Raw genomic sequence first — 16,771 nt, forward strand, 5'->3', positions numbered from 1 at the left:
CCTGAGCCGGGTCCAGCGCTGAGAGGCAGAGGGCGGCTGGGCGCTTGGTGACGGGTGATAGGCGCGGAGAGTGGCTCCGGGCCGCCCGTCATGGAGTTTGTCCCATGGGTAAAACCACGAAAACTGTTCAGAAAATCACGCTGAGCGCCTCGCGCGATATTCCGTTTGACCGGCTGGTGCTGAGTCAGGCCAATGTCCGGCGGGTGAAGGCGGGCGTCTCGATCGAGGAGCTGGCGGCGGATATCGCCCGGCGTACGCTGCTGCAGAGCATCACCGTGCGGCCGGTGCTGGATGAGGCGGGTGCCGAGACCGGCATGTTTGAAATCCCCGCCGGCGGGCGGCGCTACCGGGCGCTGGAATTGCTGGTACGGCAAAAGCGTCTGGCCAGGACCGCGCCTATCCCGTGCGTGGTGCGCACCGAGGGCATCGCCGAGGAAGACAGCCTGGCGGAGAATGTGCAGCGCGCCCCGCTGCATCCGCTGGATCAGTTCCGGGCGTTTCAGGCGCTGCGCGAGAAAGGGCAGAGCGAGGAGGAGATCGCGGCAGTGTTTTTTGTTGCGGTCTCGGTGGTGAAGCAGCGGCTGCGCCTGGCTGCCGTCTCGCCTCGGCTGCTTGAGGTTTATGCTGAGGATGAGATGACGCTAGAGCAACTGATGGCGTTCTCCGTCAGCCCCGACCACGAGCGCCAGGAGCAGGTGTGGGAGGCGGTGCAACGTTCCTACAACAAAGAGCCCTACCAGATACGCCGGATGCTGACCGAAGGCGCGGTGCGCGCTTCGGACAAGCGGGCGCAATATGCCGGCGAGGAATATGTCGCGGCGGGCGGTGCCATCATGCGCGATCTGTTCCAGCAAGATGATGGCGGCTGGCTGCAGGATGTCGGGCTGCTGGCTCGCGTCGTGGCGGAGAGACTGGAGCGCGATGCCGATGCGATCCGTGCTGAGGGCTGGAAATGGGTCGAGCAGGCTCCCGAATTCCCGTATGGCCACAGCTACGGCATGCGGCGCATTCCGGGCACGCGCCGTCCGCTCACCGAAGATGAGATCGCCCAGGTCGAGGCGTTGCGGGCCGAGGCGGAGCGGATCGAAGAGAAAGCTGCCGCGGCAGATGAATTCTCCGATGAGGCCGATGCCCGGCTCAATGAGATCGAGGCGGAGATCGATGCGCTGACCCAGCGCCCGCCGGTATATGATTCCGTCGAGATCGCTATGGCGGGGGCGTTTGTCAGCATCGATGGCAGCGGCAAGCTACGTGTTGAGCGCGGCTATGTGCGGCCCGGGGATGAGCCGGTGGTGGTCGAAGAAGCGGATGAGGCCGAATTGGTCGCGGAGGACAATGCACAGGGGCAGAATGAATATGCCGTGGCTGGCGCTGACTCCGACGTGGCGGAACCCGAGGCGGAGACGGAGGAGGAAGACGGGCTGAAACCTTTGCCGGACCGGTTGCTGACCGAACTGACCGCTTATCGCACGCTGGCGCTGCGCGAGGCGTTGGGCAATGAGCCCGGCATTGCCTATTTGGCATTGTTGCACGCGCTGTGCCTGCGGCTGTTCTACCGCTATGGCGCGGATTCCTGCCTGGAGATCGAGGCCAAGAGCGTGATGTTCGGCGCTCAGGCACCGGGCTTGGCGGACACGCCCTTGGCCGAGCGGGTCGACGCGCGGCACGAGACTTGGGCGGCGCAATTGCCGGAGGATACAGCCGAACTTTGGGATGCCCTCACCGATTTTGACAGCGATAGTCGGGAGGCTTTGTTCGCGCATTGCGTGGCGCTGACGCTGAACGGCATGCACGATGCCTATAACCGCCGTCCCCGCGCGCTGGCGCATGCCGCGCGGCTGGCGGATATTCTGGCACTCGACCTGGCCGCTGCGGGCTGGGCGCCGAATGTGGAGAATTACCTCGGCCGGGTGACCAAAGCGCGCATCCTCGAGGCCGTAAGCGAAGCCAAGGGCGAGCAGGCCGCGCAACGACTGGAGGGTCTGAAGAAGGGCGACATGGCCGAGGCCGCCGCGCAGGCGCTGGCGGGTACCGGCTGGCTGCCCGAGGTACTGCGCACGAAAGGCATGGAGACCATGGCGATGCCGGCAGATCCTGCTGCAGAAGCCACGCATAGTGCCTTCGCCGACGCCAGCGCGGATGCGACCGGCGAGGAGGCTGAGGTAGCCGATCTTCCGTCCGCCGAAGACCATGAACAGCTCGAGCCGCACGAGATCGCGGCGGAGTGATCCCAGAACCCGAGGCGGCCCAAAGGCTGCCTCGGGTCTATTTCCTCATCCAACCTCAATTCAAACCCGGCTTCGTGCCGGGTTTTGCATTTCTGGAGACAGATCATGTCAGACAATCACAATCCAACACCTGGCCAGCAAGCGCCTGCCAGTCCCGATGCATTTTTGGCTTCATGGGAACAAAAAGAACGTGCGTATCGGGAGCGTGCGAGCGCCGTGCTCGCGGACAACAAAAAAACGCTGTTCGGCATTCTGGCGGAACATAGCATCACCGCCGTGATCGTGAATTTCGACGGCTATGGGGATAGCGGCCAGATCGAAGACATCACGGCCCAGAGCGGCGATGTTGCCGTTGAATTGCCGGATGAGCGGATCGAGATTTTTCGGCCCGGTTGGGATAGCCCGGACATCGAGCGCCAGACCCACACGGTACGTGAAGCCATCGAGGCGCTATCCTATGATTTTCTCGTGCAGACGCATTGCGGCTGGGAGAACAATGATGGAGCCTATGGCGATTTTACGTTCGACGTGACGGCGGGCAGCATCACGCTCGATTATAATGAGCGTTATACCGCCACCGAAAATTATTCCCATGAATTTTGAGGAGGCGGCAATGGCACATCCTTACCATCACGCTTTATCCTCCGCGAAAAAATGGGGCGGCACGGCGGAAGATTTTTTGTCGCTACATTCTTGGTTCGATGAGAGCAAGATGATCTCATCGGATTTTCGGCACCGGGCACTTCGCCATCATGCCGAGGGCATTTTTATGGCGGAGAGATTTTTCGGCCATGTCATGACGATCTCGACGGGGCGTGTCGTACCTGTGCGTTTGATCGGCGAGCAGCACGTTCGTGAAGACCTTGGCTTCATACCAGGCTTCGCGGATTGGATCAAAGCCATCCGCCCCGAACCCTGGATGGGCCGGGCCATGGCGCTGCATAGACTGCTCGATCCATTTGAAGCCGATGCCGCCTGAACATCGGCTTTCACCATCTATCTTGTTCAACACAGAACCCGGCCCCGTGCCGGGTTTTGCATTTTTGGAGGCCGACATGGCGGATTATTTTTTACCGACCGTGATCCCGGAGATCATCCCGAACGCGGACATGACGAACCTGGAGTTGTTGTTGCTCTCGCATATGTTCGATGCGGACGCAGATGGCGGCGGAACCTATTTCCATTCCTGGCAGGGACCCTCGGATCTGATCTTGGTCAATCGCGCCGAACTCAGCGCGGCGCTGGACACGGCCCGTAGCAGTGACAGCCAGGTGCGCGCCTATGTGGAAGAAAAACTCAAAAACGCTGCCGCGGATGATACATCCGTTGAACTGGATATGAGCGGCGTGTCCTGGGAGGTGATTCTCCAGGATATCGTGCGGCGTTCCACCAAGCTGCGCTACATCACCGTGACAACGGCGTTTACCTGTTCAAAAATGCGTGCCGACGGGTTTGGCGGCATGGCGCTGTTCATCACCGCCGATGCGATCAAAGCCTGCTCGACCACGGAGTTTCTGTCAGATTGTCTTGCCGACATCGACGGGCAGGAGAGCGGATAGACCGATGCTCTGGGCAATCCATGACCAATCATGACCAATGCGGATGGGCCGGACCTGGCAGGGGACGGCCCATTTTGCGTGGGGGTTACAGCAGCATCGTCTTTACGCCGAGTACCGCGCCTGCCTCGCCGAGGCGGCGGTCGAGCGTGCACAGGGTGGCGCCGTGATCCGCGCAGATGGCGAGATGCAGAGCATCGCCCGCGCGTAAACCCAGCGTGTATTGATCCGAGAAGCGGGCGGCGGTGCGGAATTGCAGCCCGCCGACAGCCAGGTGCAAGAAACTTTCGGCCGCCAATTGTGTGAACATGGCTAGGGCATCGGCACGATGCGCCGGTTGCAACTGGCCGGTGCGCAGCTTGACCGACAAGGCCGAGGAGAATTCGGTGACTACCCAGTCGCTGATGGCGAGGTCTCCAGCCTGTTGCGCGGCCAGCCAGGCCTGCATGCGCTCGGTCTCGGCTTCATTCGTCAGGGCGGCAACCAGTAGCGACGTGTCGAGATACAGGCTCAATAGCGCGCCTCATCGCGCATTTTGCGGATTGTCTCGCGCGCGGGTTCCGCCTGTTTCGGCATGGCGCTGGTCACGGCTTGCAAGGCACTGAGACTGACCGGCTTGCGCGGCGTATTGGCGGAGACGATCTGCGCTACCGGCTTGCCCCGGCGGGTGATACCCACGGCCTCGCCGGCGGCGGCCCGTTCGACCAGCTCGCTGAGATGTGCCTTTGCGTCGGCGAGACTGACATTGCCCATGGGGTATTCCTGACCAGTTAGATGGTCACCTATAGCATAGACCTTGGTCGAGTGGAAGAGTTGCGAGGGGACGGCGCCCGCGCACTTCCGATTCGGAAGTAGCGCACGGGCAGGGCTGGGCGATAGGCTGCGCTGTTCGGCTCAACGCCGAGGGTGGAGCCGGATTGGAGGCAATCTGTAGCGATGGAGGGGCAACGATGCCCAAGCCTGATTTTTCCATGCCGGTGGCCGAGCTGGCACAGATGCTGGCGCGGCAAGCCGAGGCTGTGTGCCGGTATTATATCTGCCAGCCGGGCGGCGCGAGGGGCGTTATTGGCTGGTGGGGGATGTTCATAACACGCCGGGGCGGTCCTTGTTTGTGCGTCTTACGGGCGGCGTCACGGGCAAGGGGCTGCCGGGCGTTGGCAAGACGCAGCTGAGGGCACGCATGGCGATTTACTGGATTTGATCCGGGAAAACTGCGGCCTGACGGAATTTCGGGAGGTGGCCGAGGAGGCAAGGCGGTTTTTGGGGCTGACAGGGGATGATCATACTGCGGGTTACGAACACTGCTGCCGCCCTCTGGGCCATCTGCCCAGTTTACCGGGCTCTTGTGCCATCCCTGAGCCCCAGGCGGACGACGGCTGTGATCCCGCCCCTGATGCCGCCCAAGCCCAACGCGCCGCCAGGCGGTTGTTCGGCATGGCGCAGCCCCTCCCAGGCACCCTTGCTGAAACCTATTTGCACCGGCGCGGCATCACGCCAGAGGCACTTATCGGAATCGATGCCTTGCGGTTCCATCCGCGCTGTTTCCACCGTGCGACGCCGGAGGCACAGCCCAAACCTTGGCCAGCACTGATCGCAGCGGTCACGGACCTCGATGGCCGTATCACTGGTATCCAGCGCACCTGGCTTGATCCAGACGGGTGCGCCCCGCTTGATCCCATCCGGCTGGGTAAGGCACCACTGGCAACGCCACGCCGGGCGCTGGGGTTGCTGCTGGGCCATGCGGGGCGGTTTGGCACCGCGCCAGGGCTGGAGTGCGAACCGGTGAACGGTTTGCTCATGGCTGGCGAAGGCATCGAGACCGTGCTGTCCCTGCGCTGCGTGCTGTCCGCCATGCCGATGGCGGCCGCACTCTCGGCCGGGCATCTGGCCGCCCTCCTGCTCCCCGCTGGGCTGCGCCGGCTCTATATCGCCCGTGACGCCGATGCGGCCGGTGACCGTGCCATGGCAAGCTTGACGGAACGCGCTATTGCCGCCGGGGTCGAGGCGATCACGCTCTCGCCCCGCCTTGGCGATTTCAACGATGACCTCCGCGAACTTGGCGTCGCTGAATTGCGGGCAAACCTGCGGGTGCAACTGGCGCCCGAGGACGCGCAACGCTTCTTGGTGTCCGGCTGAGATTTAGTCTGGCGGATGACGAGATGATGGCCCGCTAACGCCGGGATCATCGCGCCCGTTGGGCACTTCATGCACCTGCCTACCACGAGGCCGCGCCGGCGGCCTTCCGAGAGGGCGCTCTGTGCCGTGGGCGGCGGCGGCCCGCAATGGCGGCGAGGCCGCTATTTTCCGCCGCCCCGGGGCTTTGCATCGCGAGACAAAATAGCGGCCCCGCCGCCATCCTCCGCTTACGCTCCGGCCCTGCGGGTGCAGGCCGCCGCCGCCCACGGCCTGGATCGCCATGGAAGGCCGCGATGGGCGCGGGCTTCCGGCAAACAGGAGCATCCCATGACCCGCGAGCATGACGATACCGGCTATGAGCCACCCCATGCATCCTCACCGACCGCGCATATCCTCAGCGAACTGCAACTCTACGGCTACCATCCCGGCCAGGACGAGCCTGACCCGCGGCCTTTGCCCGAAGCGCCGCTGATTGCCGGGGCAATCGCGGATATCTTCGATGCTTTCACCGCCACCTTGAGTGACACGCGCTTGGAGCCTGACCTCGAGGAATTGCTCTGGGCCACGGTTAATCTGTTCCACCGCGCCACCGGGCGGATTGAACGGCAGCTCGACGATAACGAGCAGGCGCAAAAGCGCAGCCAGAAGGAGCAGGATGGCTCAGAAATCCGCTCGGTCGAACTGGAACGGCTGACCGCGGAGGGACAGACATTGCTGGAACGCCGGGACTGCCTGGAATTCTTCCGCGACCAGGCATCCGAGCAGTTTGAACGGCACACACGCACCGCCTGGCGGCCCCGCGCGGGCTCGATGGTCAATCGCCGGGCGCTGACCGCCTCCCTCATCGACAGTCGCGACTTCATTACCGCCAAGCGCCAGGCGCAGATCGCACCACTGCTGCCAGCCGGCCCAAAAATCGCCTTTACCGGCGGGATGGAGTGCAATGACCACATGCTGATCTGGGACAAGCTCGACCGCGTGCATGCCAAGCACCCGGACATGGTGCTGCTGCATGGCGGCAGCCCGAGGGGCGCTGAGCGCATCGCCGCTGCCTGGGCCGATGCGCGCAAGGTAACGCAGATTGCCTACCGCCCCGACTGGACCCGGCACGCCAAGGCCGCCCCGTTCCGGCGGAATGACGCCATGCTGGAGGCATTGCCGATTGGTGTCATGGTGTTTCCCGGCACCGGCATCCAGGATAATCTCGCCGATAAAGCCAAGAAGCTCGGCATTCCGGTGTGGAGCTTTGGGAGCGGGGCGCATAGCCCCCACAATTCAGCCCGCGCATGCCGTATCCCCGACGACGGAATAAGGCTGCCCGACCCGGCGACCTTATTCATCGGACAAGCTCCCGCCAACACCCCGCCTGGCAGCGCCGGGCGGGGTTCATCGTGGCATGTGTTCCGTTTTGCTGGCGGAACCTGACGTGAAAGGCGTTGCCCTCGCGCCGGATTGTCGTTGATTGGCAGAGTCAGGCGCGCGTCTCGACTCATCGCTTGACCGGAACGATCTCTCCACGGCGAAGTGCATGACCATATGCCGTCCAATCCGCTTGTCCATCAATGTGAAGGCAGGGGGCGTCGGAGCAACCGGTTATACACGGCATGATGACGCGGCGAAATCTGCAAGGCAGGTTACGCTCGCACACCATGGATGACGCCGCTTTGATGAATGCCCCGAGTGTCGCCAGACATCTCCTGAATGCCTGCCCCAAGCCGCGCCACGCGGCCTCTCCGTGGCTGATCTGACCGAAGGACGATCGCCTTCCTGCAATGGCGGCTTCTAGCTTTTTTCCCCGGCAGCGATGCTGCCTCCTCGCGGAACGCTGCGCTCCAAAAAAGCCAGAAGCCGCCATCCTCCGCTGACGCTACGGCCGCATGCGGTGCAGGCCGATCGTGCCCCCGGTCAATAGATCGCCATCGAGGCTGCGATGGTCGCGGGCTCGAAACAGCATAGGAGATTTGACATGGCCACCATCGGAACCTTCAAGAAAGCGGGCAATGAAATCCACGGCGAGATCGTGACCCTGAGCGTGCAGACGAAGAACGTGCGTATCGTGCCTGAAGCCAACCGTGGCAACGACAACGCCCCCAGCCATCGTATCTTCTGCGGAAGGGCTGAGCTAGGTGCTGGCTGGTCCAAGCGTTCCGCCGAAGGGCGCGATTATATCTCGGTCAAGCTGGATGATCCGAGCTTCAGCGCGCCGATCTACGCCAACCTCTTCGACGATGAAAGCGGCGAAGGCTACACCCTTATCTGGTCTCGCAGCCGCAAGCAAAACGGGGAGTAAGAACCCCGATGAACCCCGCCCGGCGATGCCGGGCGGGGTTTGTTGTGTAAATTGGCGGGAGCTTTTTGGAAATGTTCATATCATACGGAGAAAATTTCGAAACAAAAACGCAGCTTTTTGAAAAAAGCTGCACCAAAAACTTTTGAATTATTAGAGAGGATTGGCCATGCTGGAGCGCCCTTCTGACAGACTTTACGAATATTCACGCCCAGTATCAGTCGTAAATGATTTATCTGTTCGCAGTGATTCAAAAAATGGCTGCTGTCTTGCCGACATCTTCCATTCCGAGGCTCCCATCAATGCTTCCGATTATAAGCAGGATGGGCCGGGAGCGGACAATCGGCTTTGAGGCGAAGAAGGCAGAAAACGGACACGCACCTGATATGTACACCAGAAATAGCTAGACCGGCTCTGTAACCCCAAGCTGTTACATAATTCTTGATTATTGGAACATCATTTTCCTAAGAGCTTCGGCAAATTCCGCCCCGTTTTTCTGGACCGCTTCAGTAAATTCTGGGTAGTCCGCTGGATTTTCCATCATGTGTGAGCCTATGCGCTTCAAAAGCTTCACGACCACAATTTCTCTTGAATCAAGCTTCGGCGCGGAAACTGGCCGAAGATTGCTATACTCTGCGGCAAGCGCTCGTGATTCATCCGTAGCCGCAGGAGTGAAAACCGAGACGAACGCTAATCTTCTATAAATCAGTATGAGCAGTAGAAAATCGAGCAGCATAACGGTTCGGAAAAAATTCAAATCCTCATCAAAATCTCCGAACACACCATGTAATATGCCATGTCTGTTGAAATTTTGGTGGCCGGTGTAAAGGTCGGTATTTTTGAGAAATTTATCCCGCATAAAATCTAGTAGTAGTTCGAACATAAAAAGGCGTTCATCGAAGCGCTCAGGAGAGGATTTTTCTTCCTCAACAAGTTTCTCCAGCTCGACAATTAACCCTTTCGTTCCATGGCCGACGTTTCGATTCGCCGAGGTAGCCACCTTTCTGAGAACGCCCTCCAGCACGGGTATCATCAGAGTTACTGCGGCTGATCTGTATCCGGAAAAGAAAACCCGGAAGGACTCATCAATGCGGTTCGCAAATTCACTGATATGCGGAACCTGGATATACCTATGCAGATACATGGCGGCCAAATATGGCGGACTATATATAGCCGCCACGCTTTCTCTGAGCACTTCCAGCTTTTCGTGCTCAGGCGAAATTTCAATCGCTCGCGCGAGAGTTTCGGTAAATGCTACCGTTTGAAATGCGGGGATGAGCCAATCCACGGTGCGCAGCACTTCGCCCGTCCACACCAATTTCTGAAATGGGCTCATGGTTAAGTTTAGCGGCAAAGCCATTCCCCAGTCACCCCCACCCTCGGAGGAAAGAATTTGTAGGATCGCAGCGATTGTAGCACATGCCGGACCAGACGCGATCACTCGTCAGTATGACGAACAGCTATTCCGCAGGCGATGGTCAACTGCCTCAAATCATCTGCCTAAGCACCGTTCAACAACTCATGGACTTGATGGCACGAGTGTATATTTTTCGCCCTCAAATTTATAAACCTGCTCTTGCGCTGGAATGAGTTTATTGTTCGTATCCAACACCTTGCCATGACGATGCACGATGAATTCCGGCCAGCCATTGCTTTTCACGGGGGATATTCCCACCGTGCTGGTCCAAGAGTAGCAGGGAATCCTACCAGGACTAACAGTTTGCTGAAAAACCCCGAAACTTGGTTTTATTTTTTCTGATTTAGCTTTGGGGCCTGGATTTTGGTTCAAGTGATTGAAGTTTCTTGCCGGTTTCTGGACTTTTTTCGTCCAGCGGACAGACTCGTCCCTTATATTGCCACCATTTTTGGAATGCGTACCAGATTATAGGCGATCAGGTTGAGCATGAAGGTGCCGGCGACCCGCGCAACGCCGCGCAGCTTGGTCTTGCGCATCGTGCCGTGCTGCTTGCCCCAGCCGAATATGCACTCGATCATCGCCCGGCGGGTCTGCGACATCGCATAACCGGGATGGCGCGTGGTGCGTCCGTCAATCGCGCTGCGGCGGTGCCTGCCGGTTTTGGTCTCACCGTTGTTTTGTGTGACATGCGGTGTCACGCCGGCGTCGCGCAGATTGGCGACATGATCGGCGGTATCGTAAGCCTTGTCTTCGCCTACGGTGATCCGCCCGGCGGCCGACTTGGCTTTGGCTTTCAACATCGCTTCCGAGGCTTCACGCTCAGCCGTGCCTGTGGCCTGGGTCACTCGGCCACCCACCGCCAAGCCGTGCCGGTTGTCCATCAGCGCGTGCCCCATATACGAAAGCTTTGCCTCCCGCCCAGCGGCCTTGCGGTACAGCCGGCTTTCCGGGTCGGTGGTGCTGGCATGGGTATCGTTCTTACGCTTCTGACCGTGGAAATCCGAACCATCATCGTCGCTGCCATCCTTCGGCCGGAAGCTCTTCTGCGACGCCCACGCCTCGATCAGCGTGCCGTCCACCGAGAAATGCTCATCCGATAGTAGCGGCGTCACCCGCGGGTGGTTCAGCAGCCGGCTCATGAATTTCTGGAATATATCGCCGTTCTGCAGGCGCTCGCGGTTCTTGCTAAACGTGGTCGGGTTCCAGACCGGATCATCCGGGGATAAGCCCACAAACCAGCGGTACAGGAGATTATAATCCAGTTGCTCCATCAACTGCCGTTCCGAGCGAATCCCGTACAGCACCTGGATCAGCAGCGCGCTCAGCAATTGTTCAGGCGGCACCGAGGGCCGGCCTTCCCTGGAATACAGCCAGGCAAAGCTGCGGCTCATCTCATGCAGAACATCCCGCACCAAAGCACGGATCGCTCGCAACGGATGGGTCGCCGGAACCCGTGTTTCTGGTGAAACATACGAAAACATCCCGCCCTGATCTCGAAAAGAACCCCGCACCCCACGCCTCACAAAACCTGCCAGCCAAAGTGAATCACATCATAATCCCGGCCGCCAGGAGTTTTTCAGCAAACTGCTAGGTTGGTCGCCATCGCAGTTGGCCGTGGTGTCGTCGCCGGTAGCAATCGAACCTGCATTAAGCCATGACCCAACACCATACTGGCTGGGTTCGAAAACGAATACCTCGTAGCCCTGCTCGGCTTCGCCCATGCCTTCGTAGCTGTCATGTACGAGGGTGGCATATTTCCTATTGCCGAGATCAAACTCCGGCGCGTCAAGGCGATCCAGCGCTGTGTATGAGGCGTGGGGCTTTTTCAGAGGCTCGACATCACCATAAGAGCCGAGCTGGGCGAAGTTTGCCTGAGTACTTTGTCGATATATGCCCGACAATGATTGCCGTAAGTCCTGCGACATGTCGAAAGTGACGACGCTAATGCTTGCCGCTGCGGCGTGATAATCTCCCCCCTTTGTTACCATGAACACCGCATAATATTTTTTTCCGCTAATGGTAAATTCACGAGAAAACCATATACGGCTATTTTGGTATACGGAATGATCTGACGACGATGCCAAGATATAGTCTGGCGCCAAGTCCTCATAGCTGGCTGTGGTTGGTAGCGGTCTACCAGGCGTCCACTCGCTCGACATTGCTTGAGCATCGGCAATCTGTCCGAGTGTCATATTCTGCGCCACCTGATCACGTTCAGCTTTGGAGCCGTCGTTTCCCTGTGCTACGGCAAGATTAAAGTACATGTAGGACAAGACCGTGCTGCGCTCCACACCCTTGCCGTTGTCGTACAACTGACCAAGCGCATCCTCGGCGGACGCATAATTCTGTTCGGCCGACTTCATGAATAATGCTGCAGCCTTAGGATCGTCCTCGGTTACACCCTGAGCGTTTAGGTAATCTACACCCAAATTATATTCGGCTTCGGCATTTCCCTGGTCAGCGGCTTGCTTGAAATATCTGCTGGCCTTTACGTAGTCCTGCGGAACGCCTTGGCCGGCGTAATACATGTAGCCAATCTCTTCTTCGGCATTGTCATTGCCCTGGGCTGCGGCTTCCTTAAACAAACTCACCGCCTGCGCGCTATCCTGTGGAACACCCCAGCCATTTTCGTACATCGTTCCCAACCCATATTGAGCATTGGAAACGCCTTGATCGGCCGCCTTCTGGAGCAGTGCAAAGGCTTTCGTATAATCCTGGTGAACGCCATGGCCCCCCATATAATTTCCGCCGAGATTTGTTTCGGCATCTGCATAGCCTTGGTCGGCTGCCTTCTTGTACCAAATATTCGCCTGGACGTAGTCTTGCTGCACACCATTTCCGGTGTCGTAAAATAACCCAATCTCCCACTCGGCACTAGGTAGGCCCTGATCGGCAGCGAGCTGAAACCAGTGGATGGCATCGGCTTGGTTGGCCGGCACGCCATCGCCTCGGGTATACAAAAGTCCCAAATTGGCTTCACCACGGGCATAACCGACGTAAGCCGCTTCCTGGAAAAGTTGAAATGCCTTGCTGTAATCTTTATTCACTCCGTTGCCGTTGACATAGAGATCTCCCAAGTCAGTCTCGGCCTGAGGACTGCGCCATCCGTCAAACGGGCTTAGAGCAGCATACGCCGTTGTATAATCTTTGGCTAAGAATGCCCGATGGCCGATTTCGATCTGGTGCTTGCGATACCAAACCCCAACCCCAACCGCAGACCCGAAGATAGCCAAAACGCCTAGCAGTTTGCTGAAAAACTCCTGGCGGCCGGGATTATGATGTGATTCACTTTGGCTGGCAGGTTTTGTGAGGCGTGGGGTGCGGGGTTCTTTTCGAGATCAGGGCGGGATGTTTTCGTATGTTTCACCAGAAACACGGGTTCCGGCGACCCATCCGTTGCGAGCGATCCGTGCTTTGGTGCGGGATGTTCTGCATGAGATGAGCCGCAGCTTTGCCTGGCTGTATTCCAGGGAAGGCCGGCCCTCGGTGCCGCCTGAACAATTGCTGAGCGCGCTGCTGATCCAGGTGCTGTACGGGATTCGCTCGGAACGGCAGTTGATGGAGCAACTGGATTATAATCTCCTGTACCGCTGGTTTGTGGGCTTATCCCCGGATGATCCGGTCTGGAACCCGACCACGTTTAGCAAGAACCGCGAGCGCCTGCAGAACGGCGATATATTCCAGAAATTCATGAGCCGGCTGCTGAACCACCCGCGGGTGACGCCGCTACTATCGGATGAGCATTTCTCGGTGGACGGCACGCTGATCGAGGCGTGGGCGTCGCAGAAGAGCTTCCGGCCGAAGGATGGCAGCGACGATGATGGTTCGGATTTCCACGGTCAGAAGCGTAAGAACGATACCCATGCCAGCACCACCGACCCGGAAAGCCGGCTGTACCGCAAGGCCGCTGGGCGGGAGGCAAAGCTTTCGTATATGGGGCACGCGCTGATGGACAACCGGCACGGCTTGGCGGTGGGTGGCCGAGTGACCCAGGCCACAGGCACGGCTGAGCGTGAAGCCTCGGAAGCGATGTTGAAAGCCAAAGCCAAGTCGGCCGCCGGGCGGATCACCGTAGGCGAAGACAAGGCTTACGATACCGCCGATCATGTCGCCAATCTGCGCGACGCCGGCGTGACACCGCATGTCACACAAAACAACGGTGAGACCAAAACCGGCAGGCACCGCCGCAGCGCGATTGACGGACGCACCACGCGCCATCCCGGTTATGCGATGTCGCAGACCCGCCGGGCGATGATCGAGTGCATATTCGGCTGGGGCAAGCAGCACGGCACGATGCGCAAGACCAAGCTGCGCGGCGTTGCGCGGGTCGCCGGCACCTTCATGCTCAACCTGATCGCCTATAATCTGGTACGCATTCCAAAAATGGTGGCAATATAAGGGACGAGTCTGTCCGCTGGACGAAAAAAGTCCAGAAACCGGCAAGAAACTTCAATCACTTGAACCAAAATCCAGGCCCCAAAGCTAAATCAGAAAAAATAAAACCAAGTTTCGGGGTTTTTCAGCAAACTGCTAGTAAAGCCACCCATAGCCGCATTATTCGCCATCCCTGGTTGTTGAGCTTAATATACGAATTTCCGGAGGCGAGACAAATCTGGCCAGATCGGCCGAAGTTAGCGATCGAAAATGCAAGGGGGCCCTTGTTCAAACGATCGCTTTTGGCAAATTGCTCCTGTGGAAACCGACGAGTCGGCAATGTCCGGCGTTGCGCAGCTATCCTAGGGCCAGGAACGACCGCAAAGTGCGCAATCGCGCCGGAAGTGGCCGTCGGAGGCGGAATGGCGGCTTTCTGAACATTCCCGCCGCCCACGACCGTGCTCAGGGCAGGCGGATAAATGGATCATGTACCGCCACGCCCAACGGCTCAAAATGCCGCAGGTTCCGGGTCAGGATGGTCAGCCCGTGGTGCTGGGCGGTTGCGGCGATGATGATGTCGGCGAAGCCCGGGGCATGACCCTGACCACGGGCGCAGTCTGATAGACTGCCGGCGAGGCGGGCGCTGGCCACGTCGAAGGGCAGGATGCGGGCCGCATAAAGGTGCAGCACGGTCTCCAGCCAGGCGGTAAGGTCACGGGCTTTGCGGGTTGCTCCCTCACGCTTGGCCTTGGCGATGCCGTCCTCGATCTCAGCGATTGTGACCGTGGAGAGGAATAAATCGGCCGAGTGGGCATCCATCCAGGCGGCCAAATCGGGCAGAGGGACGCGCGAGGGCGCCCGCGCCGAGATGACATTGGTGTCGACGAGATACAAGGATCAGAGGCCGCTATCACGGAGCGGAGATGGATTGCGCGGCGGCAGATCGTCCGCATCGAGAGGTGCCGCCATCAGCAATTGGCCGAAAGAGGGCACATGCGAGAGCCGCTGCCATTCCTCGAAGCTGAGAATGACCGCCTCGGGCTTGCCGTGGCGGGTGATGATCGCGGGTTCGCCGCGTAGGGCCTCATCGACCACAGCCGATAGGCTGGCCTTGGCGTCGCGAAGTTGGATTTCCCGCATGGCGGCCTCCGAACAAATTAGAACTACAGTAGTCATATTTAGGGCTGTGTGCGGGGATGGGCAAGGGTAATGTTCCCAGGCGGCGGCGCTGGAGGCTATTGAACGGGGGCTGAAGGCACGGCGGGGGATATCGGGTCCGTCCACACCGGCATAAAGCAAAAATGCCGCCCGCTGGCGTCTTGCTGCATGGATTTGCGGCAGGCGGCCATGGCGGTGACGCCGTCATTATCCTGCATCAGCTGCCCCCAGGCGATTGCCTCGGCTGGGCTGGCCTTCATGGCGGCGGAGATCAGGTGAGCGGCGATTTCGGCCTGGAATCGGCCGTCATTCAGCCCGGCGGCATAGGTAAATAGGCTGGGCACCAGGATGGCCAGCGCCAATGCCAGACCCAGGCCCACGATGCTGCGGATACGCAGGGTGGTGATTTTCATGCGCATGGTGCGGTCAGCTGCGTTGGCCAGTTGCGGGGCGAGCTGGTTGACGATGTCCATGCCCGAGGCGTGGACCCGGGAAATGGCTTCATCCGCGATTACGCCGGTCTGGGTTTTCAGCGTGTTGGCGATATCGATCTGGGTGGCTTCGCTGGCCTGGTACAGATCGCTCAGCGCGCCGACGCACACGGCCAGGGCCTGGAGCTGCTCCGCCAGAGGATCGCTTTTCAGGGCGGCGGCCGCGGCGGCGCGGCGCAGGATCATCTGCGCCTCGCTGATCTGTTCGTGCAGGGCTTCCCGGCGCGCGGCGGGGCTTATGGGATCCATGATCTGACCCCCGCGAAACGGCGGTCCATGGCGTCCAGCCAAACGCGGACCCGGGCGGCATCGAACAGCCCCAGAGATGGCGTGACGGTGCCATCGCGCGCGGCGGCGAAGCTGCATTGCCGGCTTTCCACGGCCTCGGCGGCGTGCAGCCGGGGCATCCAGAGCTTCACACAATCTGCCGCCAGACGGACATACGCATCCGACGCGGTGAGACGGGCAAAGGCGCGCTCACGGGTTGCGCCCGGCTCAATGCTATATTCGTTGAACACCAGCGCTTGCGCTGCTGGCGTGAAACCGCGTGCGGCCAGGGTGAGTGCAGGAAGCAAATCCTCGGGCTGAGCACCGGTGAGGTGGAACATGACTGGCGCCATGCCGGCGGCTTCGATATGCGCCGCGAGGCCCGGCATCTCGGCGGCAAGAGACCGCAAGGTGGTATCACCGCCGCCCAGATCAACGAGGGCGGATTGGCGCTCATGGATGCAATATTCGATCAGCTCCTGCAGCCAGGCGGTGACCCCGGCGGGATTATCGGTCTCCGGGCGGGCCACATCGGCAAAATAGGCGGAGAAAGTGGCATTGCTCGGGTCGACATCAGCCAGGATCGGCGTGCCGCCATTGCGGATCGAGGTCTCGGTAAGCCAGCGGAGCAGGGTGGTTTTGCCCGTCTTGCCCCGCCCGGCGGCAAAAATGATTTTGGCTTGGCCCGTGAGGTCGATTCCCTGTCCGATCTCAGGCTCGGCTTCCTGAGGCGGCGCCAAGCTGACGATATCGGAACGCGCGCCGGTGAATTTCGCCATGTTCGGGCGATAGGGTGTGGCGCCGGACGGCTTGCCGCCGTTCGATGCGGTAACCGGCTGGGGTTTGTCATCGGACAT

At 59.8% G+C, this 16,771-nt stretch carries 15 protein-coding genes and 2 pseudogenes; 8 read left to right on the plus strand and 9 right to left on the minus strand.

Annotation, left to right across the window (positions count from 1 at the left end; translation table 11 throughout):
* Window positions 1-104: 104 nt before the first annotated feature.
* The 4 genes from GT370_RS00135 (at window position 105) to GT370_RS00150 (ending at window position 3,787) form a co-directional block, all read left to right on the plus strand.
* Window positions 105-2,228, plus strand: a complete 2,124-nt coding sequence (locus GT370_RS00135) for a ParB/RepB/Spo0J family partition protein (RefSeq protein ID WP_008495724.1) — start codon at window positions 105-107, stop codon at window positions 2,226-2,228.
* Between the two features lie 105 nt (window positions 2,229-2,333).
* Window positions 2,334-2,831 (plus strand): DUF6878 family protein, encoded by a 498-nt coding sequence (locus GT370_RS00140; RefSeq protein WP_051060416.1) that lies wholly within the window; start codon window positions 2,334-2,336, stop codon window positions 2,829-2,831.
* Window positions 2,832-2,841: 10 nt separating this feature from the next.
* Window positions 2,842-3,207: a DUF6915 family protein gene (locus tag GT370_RS00145; RefSeq protein ID WP_039885740.1), complete on the plus strand. Its 366-nt coding sequence runs from the start codon at window positions 2,842-2,844 to the stop codon at window positions 3,205-3,207.
* Between the two features lie 76 nt (window positions 3,208-3,283).
* Window positions 3,284-3,787, plus strand: a complete 504-nt coding sequence (locus GT370_RS00150; protein ID WP_008495721.1) for a hypothetical protein — start codon at window positions 3,284-3,286, stop codon at window positions 3,785-3,787.
* A gap of 85 nt (window positions 3,788-3,872) precedes the next feature.
* Here GT370_RS00150 and GT370_RS00155 read toward each other — a convergent pair whose 3' ends face one another.
* Together GT370_RS00155 and GT370_RS00160 are read right to left on the minus strand one after the other, a co-directional pair.
* Window positions 3,873-4,298 (minus strand): type II toxin-antitoxin system VapC family toxin, encoded by a 426-nt coding sequence (locus GT370_RS00155; protein ID WP_008495719.1) that lies wholly within the window; start codon window positions 4,296-4,298, stop codon window positions 3,873-3,875.
* Window positions 4,295-4,537 (minus strand): type II toxin-antitoxin system Phd/YefM family antitoxin, encoded by a 243-nt coding sequence (locus GT370_RS00160; protein WP_008495718.1) that lies wholly within the window; start codon window positions 4,535-4,537, stop codon window positions 4,295-4,297. Before GT370_RS00160 ends, GT370_RS00155 begins: the two co-directional genes overlap by 4 nt.
* A gap of 197 nt (window positions 4,538-4,734) precedes the next feature.
* Between GT370_RS00160 and GT370_RS00165 the strand changes: the two are divergent.
* The 3 genes and pseudogenes from GT370_RS00165 (at window position 4,735) to GT370_RS00175 (ending at window position 8,210) form a co-directional block, all read left to right on the plus strand.
* A pseudogene (locus GT370_RS00165) lies at window positions 4,735-5,920 on the plus strand (DUF7146 domain-containing protein).
* 327 nt (window positions 5,921-6,247) lie between these two features.
* Window positions 6,248-7,180: pseudogene (locus tag GT370_RS00170) on the plus strand (DUF2493 domain-containing protein); the annotation flags it as partial.
* 706 nt (window positions 7,181-7,886) lie between these two features.
* Window positions 7,887-8,210, plus strand: a complete 324-nt coding sequence (locus tag GT370_RS00175) for a DUF736 domain-containing protein (protein ID WP_008495713.1) — start codon at window positions 7,887-7,889, stop codon at window positions 8,208-8,210.
* Between the two features lie 442 nt (window positions 8,211-8,652).
* Here GT370_RS00175 and GT370_RS00180 read toward each other — a convergent pair whose 3' ends face one another.
* The 3 genes from GT370_RS00180 to GT370_RS00190 form a co-directional block, all read right to left on the minus strand.
* Window positions 8,653-9,507 (minus strand): hypothetical protein, encoded by an 855-nt coding sequence (locus tag GT370_RS00180; protein ID WP_144052872.1) that lies wholly within the window; start codon window positions 9,505-9,507, stop codon window positions 8,653-8,655.
* A 548-nt stretch (window positions 9,508-10,055) separates the two neighbouring features.
* The gene (locus GT370_RS00185) at window positions 10,056-11,135 is read right to left on the minus strand and encodes an IS5 family transposase (RefSeq protein WP_083878918.1); all 1,080 of its coding nucleotides are present in this window, start codon (window positions 11,133-11,135) and stop codon (window positions 10,056-10,058) included.
* A gap of 39 nt (window positions 11,136-11,174) precedes the next feature.
* Entirely contained in the window at window positions 11,175-12,857 is a 1,683-nt protein-coding gene (locus tag GT370_RS00190; protein ID WP_270183699.1) for an SEL1-like repeat protein, read from the minus strand.
* Between the two features lie 85 nt (window positions 12,858-12,942).
* Here GT370_RS00190 and GT370_RS00195 point away from each other — a divergent pair, with 85 nt between their 5' ends.
* The gene (locus tag GT370_RS00195; RefSeq protein ID WP_083878918.1) at window positions 12,943-14,022 is read left to right on the plus strand and encodes an IS5 family transposase; all 1,080 of its coding nucleotides are present in this window, start codon (window positions 12,943-12,945) and stop codon (window positions 14,020-14,022) included.
* 438 nt (window positions 14,023-14,460) lie between these two features.
* Here GT370_RS00195 and GT370_RS00200 read toward each other — a convergent pair whose 3' ends face one another.
* The 4 genes from GT370_RS00200 to GT370_RS00215 all read right to left on the minus strand — a co-directional run bounded on the left by GT370_RS00200 (window position 14,461) and on the right by GT370_RS00215 (window position 16,771).
* Complete coding sequence (locus GT370_RS00200) at window positions 14,461-14,892, minus strand: type II toxin-antitoxin system VapC family toxin (protein ID WP_008495710.1); 432 nt, start codon at window positions 14,890-14,892, stop codon at window positions 14,461-14,463.
* Between the two features lie 3 nt (window positions 14,893-14,895).
* On the minus strand, window positions 14,896-15,138 hold the full coding sequence (locus tag GT370_RS00205; RefSeq protein WP_008495709.1) for a type II toxin-antitoxin system Phd/YefM family antitoxin: 243 nt from the start codon (window positions 15,136-15,138) through the stop codon (window positions 14,896-14,898).
* A gap of 95 nt (window positions 15,139-15,233) precedes the next feature.
* On the minus strand, window positions 15,234-15,896 hold the full coding sequence (locus GT370_RS00210; RefSeq protein ID WP_008495708.1) for a hypothetical protein: 663 nt from the start codon (window positions 15,894-15,896) through the stop codon (window positions 15,234-15,236).
* The gene (locus GT370_RS00215; RefSeq protein WP_008495707.1) at window positions 15,884-16,771 is read right to left on the minus strand and encodes a hypothetical protein; all 888 of its coding nucleotides are present in this window, start codon (window positions 16,769-16,771) and stop codon (window positions 15,884-15,886) included. The genes GT370_RS00210 and GT370_RS00215 overlap by 13 nt, the downstream gene beginning before the upstream one ends.

Origin of the sequence: Acidocella sp. MX-AZ03, assembly GCF_027626035.1 — a bacterium.
GTDB lineage: Bacteria > Pseudomonadota > Alphaproteobacteria > Acetobacterales > Acetobacteraceae > Acidocella > Acidocella facilis.

What these genes read in the sequence shown, in the direction of transcription:
- GT370_RS00205 (WP_008495709.1), bottom strand. Translation starts at nt 15,138, where the DNA reads ATGCGGGAAATCCAACTTCGCGACGCCAAGGCCAGCCTATCGGCTGTG.
- GT370_RS00175 (WP_008495713.1), top strand. Translation starts at nt 7,887, where the DNA reads ATGGCCACCATCGGAACCTTCAAGAAAGCGGGCAATGAAATCCACGGC.
- GT370_RS00215 (WP_008495707.1), bottom strand. Translation starts at nt 16,771, where the DNA reads ATGTCCGATGACAAACCCCAGCCGGTTACCGCATCGAACGGCGGCAAG.
- GT370_RS00150 (WP_008495721.1), top strand. Translation starts at nt 3,284, where the DNA reads ATGGCGGATTATTTTTTACCGACCGTGATCCCGGAGATCATCCCGAAC.
- GT370_RS00140 (WP_051060416.1), top strand. Translation starts at nt 2,334, where the DNA reads ATGTCAGACAATCACAATCCAACACCTGGCCAGCAAGCGCCTGCCAGT.
- GT370_RS00210 (WP_008495708.1), bottom strand. Translation starts at nt 15,896, where the DNA reads ATGGATCCCATAAGCCCCGCCGCGCGCCGGGAAGCCCTGCACGAACAG.
- GT370_RS00160 (WP_008495718.1), bottom strand. Translation starts at nt 4,537, where the DNA reads ATGGGCAATGTCAGTCTCGCCGACGCAAAGGCACATCTCAGCGAGCTG.
- GT370_RS00135 (WP_008495724.1), top strand. Translation starts at nt 105, where the DNA reads ATGGGTAAAACCACGAAAACTGTTCAGAAAATCACGCTGAGCGCCTCG.
- GT370_RS00145 (WP_039885740.1), top strand. Translation starts at nt 2,842, where the DNA reads ATGGCACATCCTTACCATCACGCTTTATCCTCCGCGAAAAAATGGGGC.